The following is a 14,351-nucleotide window of genomic DNA, read 5'->3' on the forward strand; positions in this document are numbered from 1 at the left end:
TTTGTTTTCATAGTCCGTCTTGCAAGTCGTTTGTTTTCTAACTGGGGAGGGGGGTGGGGGTACCCCTGCAGTGCAATTCGGGCAGATACAACAGCTTGTGGTTTCGGGTGGGGTAGGCGGAGCACCAAACACACTTCGCCACCAAATACCAACGACAACTAAGAACTAGCGGATCACTTTCCTGCCACCGCACGAAGTGGTTTGGCTGCCTCCTTTTCCGCGAAGACCGATGAGTAGACCACGCCCGCGAGAGCTGCGCCGACGATCGGAGCAAGCCAGAACATCCACAGTTGGGCCAGTGCCCACCCACCCACGAAAACGGCCGGTCCGGTGCTGCGCGCCGGGTTAACCGACAGGTTAGTCACGGGGATTCCAATCAAATGGATCAGCGTGAGTGCCAGTCCGATCGGAATACCGGCGAAACCCTGGGGCGCGCGGCGGTCCGTGGCGCCAAGGATCACCAGCAGGAAGAAGAAGGTCAGCACGACTTCGGCGGTGATACATGCTGGAAGCGAGTATCCGCCCGGCGAATGAGCACCGTAGCCGTTGGACGCGAATCCAGCCGCGGTGGAGAAGCCCTCTTTTCCGGAAGCGATGATGTAAAGCACCCCGGCACCCACGATACCCCCGGCGACCTGCGCAACAATGTAAGGCAAGAGTTCCGAAGAGGGAAAGCGCTTGCCCACGAAGAGACCGACGGAAACGGCGGGATTGAGATGGCATCCGGAGATGTGCCCGATCGCGAAAGCCATGGTTAGAACAGTGAGCCCGAAGGCGAGTGCGACGCCAGCGAAGCCGATGCCGAGTTGAGGAAAGCCGGCGGCGAGGACAGCTGCCCCACAACCACCAAAGACCAGCCAGAAAGTACCGAAGAATTCAGCGAAAGCACGCTTCGAAAGCGGCATGATGAGCCTCCCGAAATGAAAGTACGAGTGAGGGCCCGTCTGACGCGCCGGATTATAGACCGGGCAAGGGAAGTGTCAAGCGTCGAGAATGGTGGTTGGATTTCTCGGGGGGCGGCGGGAGACTTACCGCTATCGTTAGCAATTCTGATTTACAACTTCTTTATACTTCGCCGCAAAACACCGCGTGTTTATGTTGATGCACGTCGTCGCGCCAAGTTGCCGTTGGGTACTCCAGAATTCTGAAGGCTCACGAACTCATACGTCCCGAATTCTGTATGTCATCGATGATGACAACGGCTAATTCGCTTTAGAATGAACACCCGACAAATGGCTAAGAACGTGCACCGCTCTTTGTGGGGTCGCGAACGTTCGTTTCGCGCTGGGGACAAAGTAGCTCGCAGTTGTTGACCATCCACTCACCGTCTTCCTCCTCCTGAAAACCTTCAGCAGGCAAAAGCCAGGCCTTCATCGTCAGCAGTTCTCTTCGGAGCACTCTCTCGATGGAACTACTCACCGGGCCGCCGCTCTTCGTCTGCAGGGTGTGGGACTGCTGCGGACGACGGCAGCTCACTTCGAACCAGACATCTGGTGGAGGAACTCATGAAAGCTAGATTTACACTCGCCGTCGCGTTGGCGTTCGGCGTAGTGTTCTTCCTCGTATCACAACCAGCACAGGGCCAAAGCCTTACACAAGGAGAGATCCGAGGCGCCGTCACCGATCCAAGCGGCGCGGTCGTCACCGGAGCAACGGTGACCCTGCAAAGCAACACCGGGCAAACGTTCACCCGGACCAGCAATGCGACAGGACTGTACAATTTCCCGCTGCTCGCGCCTGGAACGTACACCCTTACAGTGTCGGCGCCCAACTATAAGAAGACATCGCGCACTGTCGCAGTCAGCGTAGGCCAATCGTCAACCATCAATGTCCAGCTTCCCGTGGAAACTGCTACCCAGGAAGTGACGGTGACGGCCGAGAGCGGAGTCATCCAGACCGTGACTCCTTCACTGACCACCACAATGTCGAATGAGCAGATCCAGTTGGTTCCCAACGGCGGCGGAGATCTGAGCTACATCGCGCAGACGGCCCCTGGTTCCGTGATGAACAGTCAGGGCGGATACGGCAACTTCTCCAGCAACGGCCTTCCGGCGAACTCGAATAACTTCACCGTGAATAGCATGCCGGAGAACGATCCCTTCCTGAACCTGAACAACTCCGGAGCCACCAACATCCTGCTCGGCCAGAATGATGTGGACGAGGCGTCCGTGGTGACCAACGGCTACTCGGGTGCGTACTCGATGGCCGGAGCGAACGTGAACTACGTCAGCAAGCAGGGCACGAATACGTTCCACGGAAATGCAAGCTGGCGCTGGAACGGTCGCAAGGTAAACGCCAACAGCTACTTCAACAAGCAGAATGATCCGCCAACTCAACGCGGCTTCGTCAACGACAACATGTGGGCGGCATCGTTCGGCGGTCCGATCCGGAAGGACAAGACCTTCTTCTTCGCGAACACCGAAGGGCTGTATGTGATTGTGCCCGTGTCGAGGAATGTCAACGTTCCTACTCAGCAATTCCAGCAGGCGACGTTGGCGAACCTGGCCGGGACAAATCCGTCGGAGGTGCCGCTATACCAGAGCATGTTCAATATCTATAACAATGCTCCAGGTTCGAGTTCCGCTCGCAACATCCTGTCGCACGGTGGGTGCGCCGATTTCAACGGCACTGCCGGGTTCGGAGACGGTGGCACACCTTGCGCATTGCGTTACAACTCCACGGTAGCCGGCAAGACGCACGAGTGGCTCGTCACCGGCCGGGTTGATCACAACTTCACGGATTCCGACAAGGCATTCGTCCACTTCCGTATGGATCGCGGCGTCCAAGCCACCTACACAGATCCGTTGAATCCCATCTTCAACCTGGAGAGCTTTCAGCCGCAGTACGAAGGACAACTCCAGGAAGTACACTCGTTCGGAACCAACACGGTGAATTCGTTCAGCCTGAACGGATCGTATTATCGCGCGATCTTCCAGCAGGCGGATCCCAAAGCAACCCTGGCATTCCAGCCAGTAGAAGTTGCCTTTTCCTCAGGTGCGCTGTTCCCGATTGGCCGGAACTACTCGGCTCCAAGCGGTACACCGCAGGGCCGAAACGTTACGCAGTACGGCTTTGTGGATGACTTGAGCCACACGATGGGAAATCACACGTTCAAGTTAGGCGCAAATTTCTCGCGTTACGACGTGACGACTTACGGACCGGGCATCGGTTCGTTGCCGCTCGTCTCCGGCGAGGGTTTGACCGACTTCTTCAACGGTTTGGCAACAAACTTCACGCAGGCTTATCCAACTCGTTTAACGCAGCCGGTTACCCTGTACAACCTCGGCTTCTACGGCGAGGACGTTTGGCATGCGGCGTCACGCTTGAGCCTTACGTTCGCGCTGCGGTTCGACCGCAACTCGAACCCGGCATGCAACACCGATTGCTTCAACCGGTTTACTTCGCCGTTCACGTCTGTTGATCACAGCGTAGCGACGCCTTACAACCAGACAATCCTTTCGAACCAGCACCTTGCGTTGCCGGATTCGTATCATCCGTGGACGATTGAGCCGAGGTTCGGCTTCAACTTCAGTCCGTTTGGGGTTGACCGGGGATTGGTAATCAGCGGCGGATTCGGCATCTTCAACAGCACGTTGCCCGCTGGATTCGTGGACAGCCTCATCAATAACCTGCCGGGCGATCCATCGTTCACAGTAGGCGGACTGCCGTTCGGTCCGACGACGCCGGGTAACGGCCAGTCGGCGACCGCGGCAGCAGCGGCGGCGTTGCGGACAGGATTTGCCGACGGATCGAACTTTAATGACCTCAACAACGCCGTAATGGCAGCGACGGGCGGTCTGACGGGCTTCTCGAGTCCCAACTTCTTCAACGTGGGGAGTGACATCCATACGCCTCGTTTCCAGGAATGGGATTTGCAGGTCCAGAAGCAATTGGGAGCCAAGATGTCTTTGAGCCTGAAGTATGTAGGCAATCACGGCATTTGGCAGCAGATCAACAACACCGGCCAGAACGCCTACTGCGGGCTTACGAACCCGGTGACGATGCCGGCGGATTCGACGACGTGTTTGAGTCCGGCGAGCGATCCCACGTCAGGAGCATTGCCGTTCTCGTCGTTCTCGGGACTGCCGACTTCGCCGATGGATGCAAGATTCCTGAACGTGACCGAAATCTCGTCGGGTTATAACTCGAATTACAACGGCTTTACCGCTTCGTTCATGCGGCGGATTTCAGCGTTGCAGTTCCAGTTCAACTACACGTGGAGTCACGCGCTGGACTTCGTTTCCAACGGAGGTCAGGGCATTACGCCTTACAACTTCGACACGAACACGAGTATTACGGCTCCGCAGAACCCGTTCAACGTTCGGCAGAACATGTACGGAAATGCGGACTACGATATTCGCCACTACTTCAGCGCAAACTACGTTTACACGACTCCACGAAATGCGTTCAACGGAAATTTCCTGGGACACCTGCTGGGAGATTGGACAATCGCGGGAACGCTGTTTGCGAGGACGGGTATGCCGTTCACGGTCATCGACACCAGCATTGGAGGTGCGCTGACCAGTTTCGGTTACGACCCGTCGGGCGTGGTTTTTGCCGATCAGACCGGTGCTAGCGGCAGCATGCAGTGCGGTTCGCAGTACGCGAACGCCTGGAACGGCCAGTGTCCGGCGTTGAAGAACAACTTCGCGGAGAGCACAACCGGTTTCGGAAACCAGCGGCGTAACCAGGTTTACGGGCCGCATTTCTTCGATACCGATTTGACCCTGACGAAGGGCATCCCGATTCCAAAATGGGAGCACGCTCGCCTGCAACTCGGCGTAACCGCTTATAACCTGTTCAACCATCCGAACTTCGACCAGCCAGTGGCTGACGTGACCGATCCCAGTTTCGGCACGAGCGTGGTCACGGTGAACGCTCCGACTTCGATTTACGGATCGTTCCTTGGCGCGGATGCTTCGCCGAGGTTGATACAGACCCAGTTGAAACTTACGTTCTGACGCACCAGGGCAGAACGATTGGGCAGGCTGAGGGGGCCTGCCCTTTTTTATTCTTTGAGAGAGGCGATCAATCGCCTAGCAACTGAGTTCAGCAGATGACCGGCTTGATATCGACAACGGGCGTCCCGTCCACCGCTTCCAAGCCTGAAAGGCGGATGCGACCGCCATCGACTTCAAGGACGGTCGCGGGGTGAATGCCAATCGGATTCGGCCGATCTGGAGAGCGCGTGGCAAAGACGCCGGTCAGTGGCCCCGTCCCTCGCGGATGTACTTTCATCGTTTCGCGTCTGCCGAGGTGAAGCCACGTCAGCAGCAGGACTTCCGCGCCCGCTTCCACTCCCTCGAGTCCCGGATGAAATTCCGGCAGGATCTCGATCCAGGCTTCCGGCGCGCCTTCGGACCCTTGTCGCGGAGCATTTTTCCGATCGGCCAGCGCCGACCTCACGACTCCGATGGGCTTCAGCAAAAATGTGCTCTCAGTCATTTATCTATTTTGCCGTACAATTTACCGATTCTTATGGATAAGAGTGGAAACACTGCTGGAACCCTGCCATCATCCCGCCGCCCGGGACGTCATGAGTACCTGATGGGAATTGCGATCGCGGTGCGGAAGCGTGCCGATTGTCGTGGACAGAAAGTCGGTGCGGCCATCGTTGTGGATGATCGAATCGTCTCGACCGGATACAACGGCACGCCGACGAAGATGGTGAACTGCTCCGATGGCGGATGTATCCGCTGCTTGAACCGCGACAAGCAGTACCAGTCGGGCACCGGATACGACCTTTGCATCTGCGTGCATGCGGAACAGAATGCGATCATTTCCGCCGCACGCTTTGGGATCAGTATCCAAGGTTCCACTATCTACACCACCACGCAACCATGCTTCGGCTGTCTGAAGGAGATGCTGCAGGCACGGGTGAAGAGTATCTACTACATCCATCCGTGGACTTCGCCGCGCGACGACGACCAGGAGCGGCAGTACCGAATTCTCATGGGCCAGTTTCCGGAAGGTGTTCACCAGCTTGAGATGGAGGATCCTGAGGCTGACTGGGCTCTTCCGCCTAAATCGGCTTCCGTGGTTGTGGACCAACACGGGATGGAATCGTAGATCGAAAGAAAGCTTTTGCATGCTTGTTAGAAAGCTGCTCTGTGCTCTTGTGCTGACGCTGTCTTTGTCGGCCTGCGCCGCGGGTCAACTGCTGAAAGTTATTCCGGGCACGGACGGTTCCGGGCGTGCCACGCAACAATGGCGCGAGATGATGGCGCGCCGATTGCCGGAAGGGAAGTTCCGGGAAATCGAGCCGCTCGTCAAACCGTACAACGCTCAGGAGCAAAAGTGGCTTGAGCTGATCGAGTCGAAAGCGGCCAATTGGGAAACGGAAATCCCGAGGCTAGCCGCGCCGTTTCGGCCAGTCGCCGCGCCGGAAGCCCAAATCGTGGTAGGGAATCGGGGTGCAGACGACGCATTTACTCACGATCCGCACACGATCGGGTTCGACGTCGAACGGCTGAACGCCTTGTACGGCAACGCGCAATCGCCTGAGAACGTTGCGCGGATAGATCGCTTCTTCCGGCACGAGTACACTCACCTGCTCCAGAAGGCGTGGTTTGCGAAACATCCCAGTCCCCTAAATACGCCGCTGCGGCTCGCACTCACTGAAATGTGGACGGAAGGAATGGGAAACTTTTATTCATTGTCTGAGACCTGGCGTTCTCAGAATGGGAGACCTGCTCCGAAAACCGTGGAGACGCTTCGAGTGCTCGAACCCAGGATGCTGGCTCGACTCTCGGCCGTTAGCTGCGCGTCATCGGAACAAGCGCAACGGCTGACCCGCGATCTTTCTAACGGGCACTTCGACGAAAAATGGGGAGCACTTCCAGTCGCACTCTGGTTGGAGCGGGAGTCGACGAACCCGGAGACATTGCGGAATTACGTGCTTGCGGGACCGGACGGTTTCTGGGACCTTGCGAGACGGAACCTGTCACCTGAACTGAAGTTAATTCTGCAGGAGATCCGAGCCGTCGATGACAAATGCAAAGAATAAGGCCGGAATCGTCCGGCCTTGACTCATTGCGCTTTGGCCTTCGCGTCCGGTGTAGCGGTAGTGGGGTCGATAGTCTTCGGAATTTCCGTGATTTTGTTAGCCGGAAAACCGCTAATCTCGGCGTGCTTGCGAATGATGGATTCGTCCTTCGCGTAGTAAACACAGAAGGTTTTATCGGCAGCGACGAACGAATAGGCCCACTGAATGTCCGGGCCGAGTTGGCGCAGGGCTTCGTTCGACTTTTGTGCGGCTTCGCGGTACTGCTCGCGTTCCAGACTCCCTACTTTTGGAATTTCCCGTTCGATCATGAAACGGCGCATGACATCTCCTTTGCCGGCGGCTGGCCGGCTCCTCACCAAGTCGAAACAGCATAGGATGATTCAGGGGAAAAGGGAAGCCGCGCCAATTTGTAGAGGAGCGAGTTTCGTTATTGCCCGGTGGCGTGCGTCTTCTTCAGTTCGCCGAGGCTATAGACGCCGCTCCGGTCCTGTAGTTGGCGGGCTTTCAGGCGAATCTCGAGGTTCTCGTAAAGGGATTCGTTCGTGCAAACCTCGTAGTAAAGGCGGTCGGTCCAGTTGGTGATCTTAAAGTCCGCCCCGACGCGGGCGACTTTTGATTCGCGGACGATGATGCGGTGGAAGACCTCGGGAGCGACTGGGACCAGTCCGCTGTAGAGTCTGACTCTCTCTTTACCCCAGTATGTCGGCAATTCGATTTCAAAGAGTTCCAGAGAGATCTCGGTCCCGAGTTTCTGGAAAGCTTCTTCGCTCATGTGGACGCCGCCGACGTTGTAGCGCATCAGGAATTCGTCCGGGTTGCCGCCTGTGTCTTTGTCGTCCACGGTTTGGACGCAGTAGACGTTGAAGGTGCTGTCGGGGATATCGAACGTTTTGCGCGCTCCTTTGTTACACGAGGCGAGGCGGTCGCTCTCGTTGAGCGCCTTGGAGATCATGATGCGGTGTTCGCCGTCCATCAGGTACATCGGAGGAGTGTCCTGATAACAGATACCGATACCGAGTTCCAGCGTCGGCAGACCCGATTTCTCCGACAATTCGTTGTAGGCACGGACGATGGAGATCATCTCGCGTGCCAGCACGCAGGTCTTCGCCACGCCGACACCGCGTTCGCCTTCGTGCTCAAAGAGCGCAAGTATGACGGCATCGCCTTCAATGAAGACCTTGGTGGCCTGGTATTTCGGCAACAGCTTGTTCACGGGATCGTAGAAGTTCAATGAAAAGTACGACGCCGGGTTCAAGCCGCGCTCGAACAACGTGCGGGTAAGGGTAGTGCTGTCGCGGATGTCCGCCTTAAGAATGATGTGGTGGCTGACCTGCTCTTCCGCAGGTTTCACCTCCTCCGGAAGCAGGAACTCGTAAAGAGTGCGATTAATCTCGGAGAGGTTCCGCAACTTGTCGGAGCTGACCACGGAGACCATGTCCATTGCGGACGAAAGCACATCCAGGCGCTTCAGGTCGCGATGATAGCGCATGAAGTCGCGCATGAATCGCCCGGAGATTTTGGCTTTATCGGGAATACGATAGGAAGCCACCCGGCTTAACGCCGTCTGGAACGCGCTTTGGGAAAGCCTGCTCTGTTCGGAAAGCAGTGTTTCCACGCGGGTACGTTCCGTCCGCGAGATCAAGGCGTTCTTGAGTTGCTGCGCGTTGACCTGCGGGGTGTACTCGGACAAAAGCGGTACGGCCTCGTACGCCCCGATGATGTGATCCAAAACGCCTTCGCGGACCAGGAGCTGTCCCCACGAATCCAGCAGGACTTTCTGTGCTTTGCCGGCTCCGGTGGATTCATCCGGCGTGCCGTTGGCGAACAGTTCGTGCGCGTTTTCCGGAGCAGCAAGAATCGCGTCGAACTCATCTGCGCTGGTGCCGAGATTCAGCGACTTGAGATAGCCTCGCGCAATCTCAAGCATGCGGGGATACCGGTCGGGATCGCGCTCAAAGTTGCCGAGCATCACGTAATGCTCGGCGTTGAGGTGATCGTCGCGTCCGTTCTCGGTGAAAAGCAGTGCATTGATGAAGAGGTCGTAACCGGGCAGATCTCCGGTGCCCAGCAGGGAGCGACGCATTCGAAGCAGCGTTTCTTTCTCCACCTCGCGAATGGTGTGGAAGAGTTCTTCTCCAGCCTTGCGAAGAATCGTCTTTTTAGCCATCTGGAAACCCACGCAACGCTCACGCAACTCGACGCCCTTTTGGATGCTCATCTGGCGCGGGCCTTCGTAGGCTTTTACGCGCGTGCGCAGGCGTTCAAGAGTGGAGTTGTACTGGTCAAGCAACTCGGCGCGAAGCAGTTTGATGATGGCAATCCGGCAGAGAAAATCGAGTGAGATGTTGCCTTCGGTCTTGGCGCGAGTGAGCGAGCCGACCTGCAGGTCCGTAAGGCGCCGCTTGAATTCCGTGACGTCGACCGGTGCAGGATTCGATGGTTTCGGGTGCCCCATGCGCAGCGTGGCTTCGGCGGGACGGGCAAGTATGTCTTCAACCTGTCCGGCCTTGGCTACGAGGCGGGCAACGTGCTGTCGCAAGGTTTCAACGAACAGTGGCGAGAGCCAAACGTCATAGCGAACGTTATCCACGCCGGCCACGAGTCCCTGCAGTTCAATACTGGGAATGTACGTGTTGATCTCAAACTGTTGGGCCAGTTCGGCAAGATTCTCGCGTTGGAAGAATGGAAACGCCATGGGCCTTGAAAAGGCACACCCGTACGGGTGAAGGCTACCACGGCTTCAAGGTGGAACCAAACATTACGTTGGTTTACGAAACAGGTAAGCGCCTGGATATGAACACGAACACGCCGGGAACTCACAGTATCAGTTCTGATTATGCTTCTATCACTTTTGAAAGTGAGTTTCATCACACGGGTTTGAAACGTCTCCATAGAAGATAGAATTGGAGGCAAACAGAGGACATGGCATTGGTGAATTCGAAAAAAGGTGTTATTGGCATTTTGACTGGTGGTGGCGACGTGCCGGGACTGAATCCAGCGATCCGGGCGGTCACGATTCGCGCACTGCGTGAGGGATACCAGGTCGTCGGAATCCGGCGTGGCTGGGGTGGTTTGGTGGACATGGTCCGCGACAAGGACGTGGACAATGGAGAGCACTACCAGGTATTGAGCGAAGAGATCGTCAACCGCGCAGGTCGCACCGGCGGCACATTCCTGCATTCATCCCGTACGAATCCGAGCAAAGTAAGCAAGGGAAGTGTTCCCGAGCACCTGAAAGCCACGTACAACGCCGAGAAGAACGATCTCACTCCCGAGGTTCTGAAGAACCTGGAATGGCTCGGCATTGACCACCTCATCCCGATCGGCGGCGACGATACGCTCAGCTACGGCGTGCGCCTCGACCAGGAAGGCGTGAAGGTTGTCGCCATTCCGAAGACGATGGACAACGACGTCCCCGGAACCGACTACTGCATCGGCTTTTCGACCTGCGTGACGCGTACGATCCAGATGGCGAACATACTCCGCACCTCGGCCGGATCGCATGAGCGCTTTCTCGTGTTGGAAGTTTTTGGTCGCTACGCAGGCTTCACGGCGATGCTTCCGACCATGGCGGGATCGGCAAACCGCTGCGTGATTCCCGAACACAAGTTCAACATCGAACGCCTGACGGAATTGCTGATTGAAGATCGCTACAAGAACCCGAGCCGTTACTCGGTGGTGCTGATCTCGGAAGGCGCCATGTTCGAAGGTGGCGAAATGGTCTTCGCAAAACACGAGGAAGACGCATTCGGTCACAAGAAACTGGGCGGGATCGGCGACATGGTAGCCGACCAGCTAACGGCGCTTTCTCCGAAGTTCAACAAGGGCAAGAAGATCGAGTGCATCACCCAGAAACTGGGATACATGGTGCGCGGCGGCGATCCCGACGCTATCGACTCGATTGCTCCCATGGCGTACGGAAACCTGGCGCTCGACCTGATTCTCAACAAGGTCCATGGACGATTAGTGGTGCTGAAGAACGGCCGTTATGACAACACGCCGATCGAGGTGGTGACGGCGTCGAAGAAGATCGTCAATGTGAAAGAGCACTACAACACGGACAGGCTTCGTCCGCACTACAAGAGCTTCGAAATGAAGCCGTTGTTCATTATGACCAGCGAATACGTGTAGACTGCGAGTGTTTTTCCACCGGGCGGCCTTCGGGTCGCCCGTTTCATTTCGGGCATGTGTTATAAGGTCGCTGTGGAGAGTGCTTCGCCGAATCCGCGCAATGAAAAACTGCTGGTCGGCACCCTCGCCTTGCTCGCGCTGGTGTGGCGCTTTCTCTACATCGGGCACGAAAGCCTCTGGATCGACGAGGCTGCAAGCGTAGGTATCGTGCGGCTACCGTGGATCGACTTCTTCAAAGTCCTGTGGCGGCGCGAAGGCAACATGACGCTCTACTACCTGCTCCTGCGTCCATGGGTATTCTTTGGTTCAAGCGAGGCGTGGATCCGTGCAGTGTCGGCCGTGTTCTCTGCGGGAACGGTCCCATTCGTTTACTTGATCGGAAGGGAACTGCGCGACCGGAGGACGGGACTGATCGCTTCATTGTTATTTGCGCTGAGTCCGTTCGCCGTCGAGTATGCGCAGGAGGCCCGAGGCTACAGCCTGGCCTGCCTTCTGGTTACGGCCGGATCATGGTTCTTGTTGCGCGGGTTGAAGTCATCTGATGTGCGTGCTTGGAAGTGGTGGGGCGTCAGCATGGTGCTGGCCGTGTACGCGCACTTCTTCGCTGCGCTCGTGTTATTGGTGCACCTGTTGTATTCGGCGAAAAATCTTCCCAAACACCGAGCACTGCTGGGGAAAATGGCGCTTGCCTTGATGCCGATAGCGGCATTCATCACGCTGAAGCGGCTGGGCCAATTGAATTGGGTGCCGCCACTGTCGTGGTCGGGGCTGACCTCCGCATTCAGTGAACTGGCAGGCGGTGCGGATCTTGCGCTCGTTCTGCTGCCAATGGCGGCGCTGGCAGCCATCATCTATTGGGGAAAGCAAGCGAATACATTATTTCTCTGGATGTGGCTGCTTGTTCCCGTCGGCCTGATCCTGCTCGGCTCGTTCGCACAGCCCATGTTGGCGCCGAGATTTCTGATCATCTGTCTGCCGCCTTTTCTCTTGTTGGCAGCGACCGCTCTGGTTTCGCTTCCGCGGTCACTCGTCTTAGCGATACTCGCGGTGATTCTTTTCTTTAGCGTGCGAACGCAGTTTCTGAACTGGAAGACCGACACCAAGGATGACTGGAGGTCGGCGACAAGTTACGTTCTGGACAATTCGAAGCCGAGTGACGGAATCCTGTTTCACCAGGCGCTCGGGCGTCAGGCGTTCACCTATTATGAAGGCCGTGAGAAGGCGAATAACGCACCGATGGTGATCACACCTGCGCGAGGAGATCGGATGACGTACCGCGACTTCGAAGCTGAAATGGAAGATCGTGTCGCGGCCAAACTGGAGCAAGCCCCGAGCAGACTTTGGATCGTGCTGAACCGCAATACTCCTCGTGGCACGCCAGACGAATACACGCGATTCCTCTTGGGACTTGTCGAGCGTCGCTACGATTGCCGCCCACAGGAATTCCGAGGTATCGAAGTTTTTAGCTGCACCGTTAAGTAGCGATTATTTGCTCGCCGGTTGCTGAGCTTGCTGGCTCTGTTTTCGCGCTGCCTCGAATTCGTCTCCGGGGACCCACTGAGCCAAGCTGTCCTGATCGGCAATTTTCCAACCGAGCTCAATGCCAAACTTCGACAACTCGGCCAATCCGGCGAAATCCCACGTCGGGTCGAATTCGTCGGTGGGCTGGTGATACCGCTTCTCGTTGTAATCCATTTCGCGCTGCACACCCCATTCCAAGGGATGGCCCTTGTACTTCAGGCCCTCCTGAACTGAGAACGCAGGAATTCCAACGCGAGCGAAACTGAAGTGGTCGGAACGGTAGTAGTGTCCGGCACCCGGATTGGAGTCGCCGCGGATATCCAGACCGTACTCTTTTGCCGTATCCGCAACTAAAGGGAAGAGGGAGGTTCGTTCGGACCCGGAGACCTGGATCTGTTCAGGAATTCCGTCCGGACGGATACCGTCGAAGTTGAGCGCCACGGAAATCTTCCCGGCAGGCACGGGAGGATTCTGTCCGAGGTACTGCGATCCGAGGAGCCCCTGCTCTTCTCCGGTTACCGCGGCAAACAGAATTGAGCGTTTTGGCGATGGTTGGGTCGAGTACGCCCGCGCCATTTCAAGGAGCATCCCGCAACCGGTGGCGTTATCGACTGCGCCGTTATAGATGTTGTCTCCGGGGACGCCGACGCGGAAGCCCAGGTGGTCATAATGCGCGCTGTACATCACCACTTCGCCGCCAACGTTCGGGTCCGATCCACTGATGAGAGCCAAAACGTTGTTCGAATCGAAAGGACGAATCTTCGAAATCATGTGAGCCCTGATTTGGACCGGCATGGGAATGGGCTTGAAGTCCTTCGACTGTGCCATCTTGATCAGGTCGTCGGCTTTGCGGTTGATGGACTTCGCAAGTTGCTGAGCGACTTCGTACTGGATCCACGACGCCAGCTTGAGCTTCGGTGTGTTTTCCGTGCGGATGTAGGCGCGTTCTCCGCCCCAGGAGTTACGGACTACATCCCATCCGTAGCTGGCCATTTCCGGTTGGTGGATGAGCATCACACCTGCGGCGCCACGCCGGGCGGCCTCTTCGTACTTGTACGTCCAGCGTCCGTAGTAGGTGAGCGCAGGGCCCTTGAAGAATTTCTCGTCCTTCGATGGAGGCTCGTTCACCAGCATCAGTAGGATTTTGCCCTTTACGTCGATGCCCTTGTAGTCATTCCAGTCGTATTCGGGCGCGTCGATACCGTATCCGACATAGACAAGCATGCCTTCCAGGTCGCTGATCGCACTTTGACTTTCGTCCATGGCGACAATGTCGTCTAACATGCGCAGCGGTGTCGGCTTGCCGCCGTTATAGGACAGTGAAATGGTACTTCCCGGGTCGGTGGCGATACCGATCATCGGCACACGCTGCATGTAAGTACCGTTGTCGCCGGCTGGCTTCAGTCCGTACAGGGCAAACTGCGACGCGATGTACTCGGCAGCGATATCGCCTCCGCGCTGGCCGGTACCGCGTCCCTCCAGCAGGTCAGACGACAAGAACTTCACATGGGTGCGAATGTTTGCCGGGCTGACCGCGGCCATGGCGTTGCGCATGGGCGAGGGAGCGGGAGCTTCAGGCGACGCGGGTTTTTGCTGTTGCGCCGCAAATGAGGACGCAAGAAGGCTAAGCAGGAGTACAAGGGCTTTCATCAGGTCTCCGGAACCCTCTATTGTAAACAGTGAACCTCAATTC

Annotated in this window: 10 protein-coding genes; 5 read left to right on the forward strand and 5 right to left on the reverse strand. The window is 56.9% G+C overall.

What is annotated here, in order from left to right; all coding sequences use genetic code 11:
- Nucleotides 1-173 precede the first annotated feature (173 nt).
- On the reverse strand, nucleotides 174-905 hold the full coding sequence (aqpZ, locus tag VN577_00005; GenBank protein ID HWR13179.1) for an aquaporin Z: 732 nt from the start codon (nucleotides 903-905) through the stop codon (nucleotides 174-176).
- Nucleotides 906-1,505: 600 nt separating this feature from the next.
- On the opposite strand from aqpZ, the gene VN577_00010 reads away from it, so the two are divergent.
- On the forward strand, nucleotides 1,506-4,961 hold the full coding sequence (locus VN577_00010; protein ID HWR13180.1) for a carboxypeptidase regulatory-like domain-containing protein: 3,456 nt from the start codon (nucleotides 1,506-1,508) through the stop codon (nucleotides 4,959-4,961).
- 88 nt (nucleotides 4,962-5,049) lie between these two features.
- Here the strand turns inward: VN577_00010 and tsaA are convergent, their stop codons facing one another.
- Entirely contained in the window at nucleotides 5,050-5,445 is a 396-nt protein-coding gene (tsaA, locus tag VN577_00015; protein ID HWR13181.1) for a tRNA (N6-threonylcarbamoyladenosine(37)-N6)-methyltransferase TrmO, read from the reverse strand.
- Between the two features lie 33 nt (nucleotides 5,446-5,478).
- Between tsaA and VN577_00020 the strand changes: the two genes are divergently transcribed.
- Together VN577_00020 and VN577_00025 are read left to right on the forward strand one after the other, a co-directional pair.
- Nucleotides 5,479-6,069 (forward strand): dCMP deaminase family protein, encoded by a 591-nt coding sequence (locus tag VN577_00020; GenBank protein HWR13182.1) that lies wholly within the window; start codon nucleotides 5,479-5,481, stop codon nucleotides 6,067-6,069.
- Nucleotides 6,070-6,088: 19 nt separating this feature from the next.
- Nucleotides 6,089-7,006, forward strand: coding sequence for a hypothetical protein (locus VN577_00025; protein ID HWR13183.1), 918 nt, complete (start codon nucleotides 6,089-6,091; stop codon nucleotides 7,004-7,006).
- A 23-nt stretch (nucleotides 7,007-7,029) separates the two neighbouring features.
- Here VN577_00025 and VN577_00030 read toward each other — a convergent pair whose 3' ends face one another.
- The gene (locus VN577_00030; protein HWR13184.1) at nucleotides 7,030-7,326 is read right to left on the reverse strand and encodes a DUF4242 domain-containing protein; all 297 of its coding nucleotides are present in this window, start codon (nucleotides 7,324-7,326) and stop codon (nucleotides 7,030-7,032) included.
- A 107-nt stretch (nucleotides 7,327-7,433) separates the two neighbouring features.
- Nucleotides 7,434-9,701 (reverse strand): hypothetical protein, encoded by a 2,268-nt coding sequence (locus VN577_00035; GenBank protein HWR13185.1) that lies wholly within the window; start codon nucleotides 9,699-9,701, stop codon nucleotides 7,434-7,436.
- Between the two features lie 227 nt (nucleotides 9,702-9,928).
- Here VN577_00035 and VN577_00040 point away from each other — a divergent pair, with 227 nt between their 5' ends.
- Together VN577_00040 and VN577_00045 are read left to right on the forward strand one after the other, a co-directional pair.
- Entirely contained in the window at nucleotides 9,929-11,137 is a 1,209-nt protein-coding gene (locus VN577_00040; GenBank protein ID HWR13186.1) for an ATP-dependent 6-phosphofructokinase, read from the forward strand.
- A 54-nt stretch (nucleotides 11,138-11,191) separates the two neighbouring features.
- Nucleotides 11,192-12,619: a glycosyltransferase family 39 protein gene (locus VN577_00045; protein ID HWR13187.1), complete on the forward strand. Its 1,428-nt coding sequence runs from the start codon at nucleotides 11,192-11,194 to the stop codon at nucleotides 12,617-12,619.
- 3 nt (nucleotides 12,620-12,622) lie between these two features.
- Here VN577_00045 and VN577_00050 read toward each other — a convergent pair whose 3' ends face one another.
- A complete protein-coding gene (locus tag VN577_00050; protein ID HWR13188.1) occupies nucleotides 12,623-14,308 on the reverse strand; it encodes a M28 family peptidase in 1,686 nt (561 codons plus the stop codon).
- Nucleotides 14,309-14,351: the final 43 nt, after the last annotated feature.

This window comes from Terriglobales bacterium (assembly GCA_035561515.1).
GTDB lineage: Bacteria > Acidobacteriota > Terriglobia > Terriglobales > Acidobacteriaceae > DATMXP01.

Coding starts and splice junctions, on each gene's coding strand:
- VN577_00025 (HWR13183.1), top strand. CDS start 6,089: ATGCTTGTTAGAAAGCTGCTCTGTGCTCTTGTGCTGACGCTGTCTTTG.
- VN577_00010 (HWR13180.1), top strand. CDS start 1,506: ATGAAAGCTAGATTTACACTCGCCGTCGCGTTGGCGTTCGGCGTAGTG.
- VN577_00030 (HWR13184.1), bottom strand. CDS start 7,326: ATGCGCCGTTTCATGATCGAACGGGAAATTCCAAAAGTAGGGAGTCTG.
- tsaA (HWR13181.1), bottom strand. CDS start 5,445: ATGACTGAGAGCACATTTTTGCTGAAGCCCATCGGAGTCGTGAGGTCG.
- VN577_00050 (HWR13188.1), bottom strand. CDS start 14,308: ATGAAAGCCCTTGTACTCCTGCTTAGCCTTCTTGCGTCCTCATTTGCG.
- VN577_00035 (HWR13185.1), bottom strand. CDS start 9,701: ATGGCGTTTCCATTCTTCCAACGCGAGAATCTTGCCGAACTGGCCCAA.
- aqpZ (HWR13179.1), bottom strand. CDS start 905: ATGCCGCTTTCGAAGCGTGCTTTCGCTGAATTCTTCGGTACTTTCTGG.
- VN577_00020 (HWR13182.1), top strand. CDS start 5,479: ATGGATAAGAGTGGAAACACTGCTGGAACCCTGCCATCATCCCGCCGC.
- VN577_00040 (HWR13186.1), top strand. CDS start 9,929: ATGGCATTGGTGAATTCGAAAAAAGGTGTTATTGGCATTTTGACTGGT.
- VN577_00045 (HWR13187.1), top strand. CDS start 11,192: ATGTGTTATAAGGTCGCTGTGGAGAGTGCTTCGCCGAATCCGCGCAAT.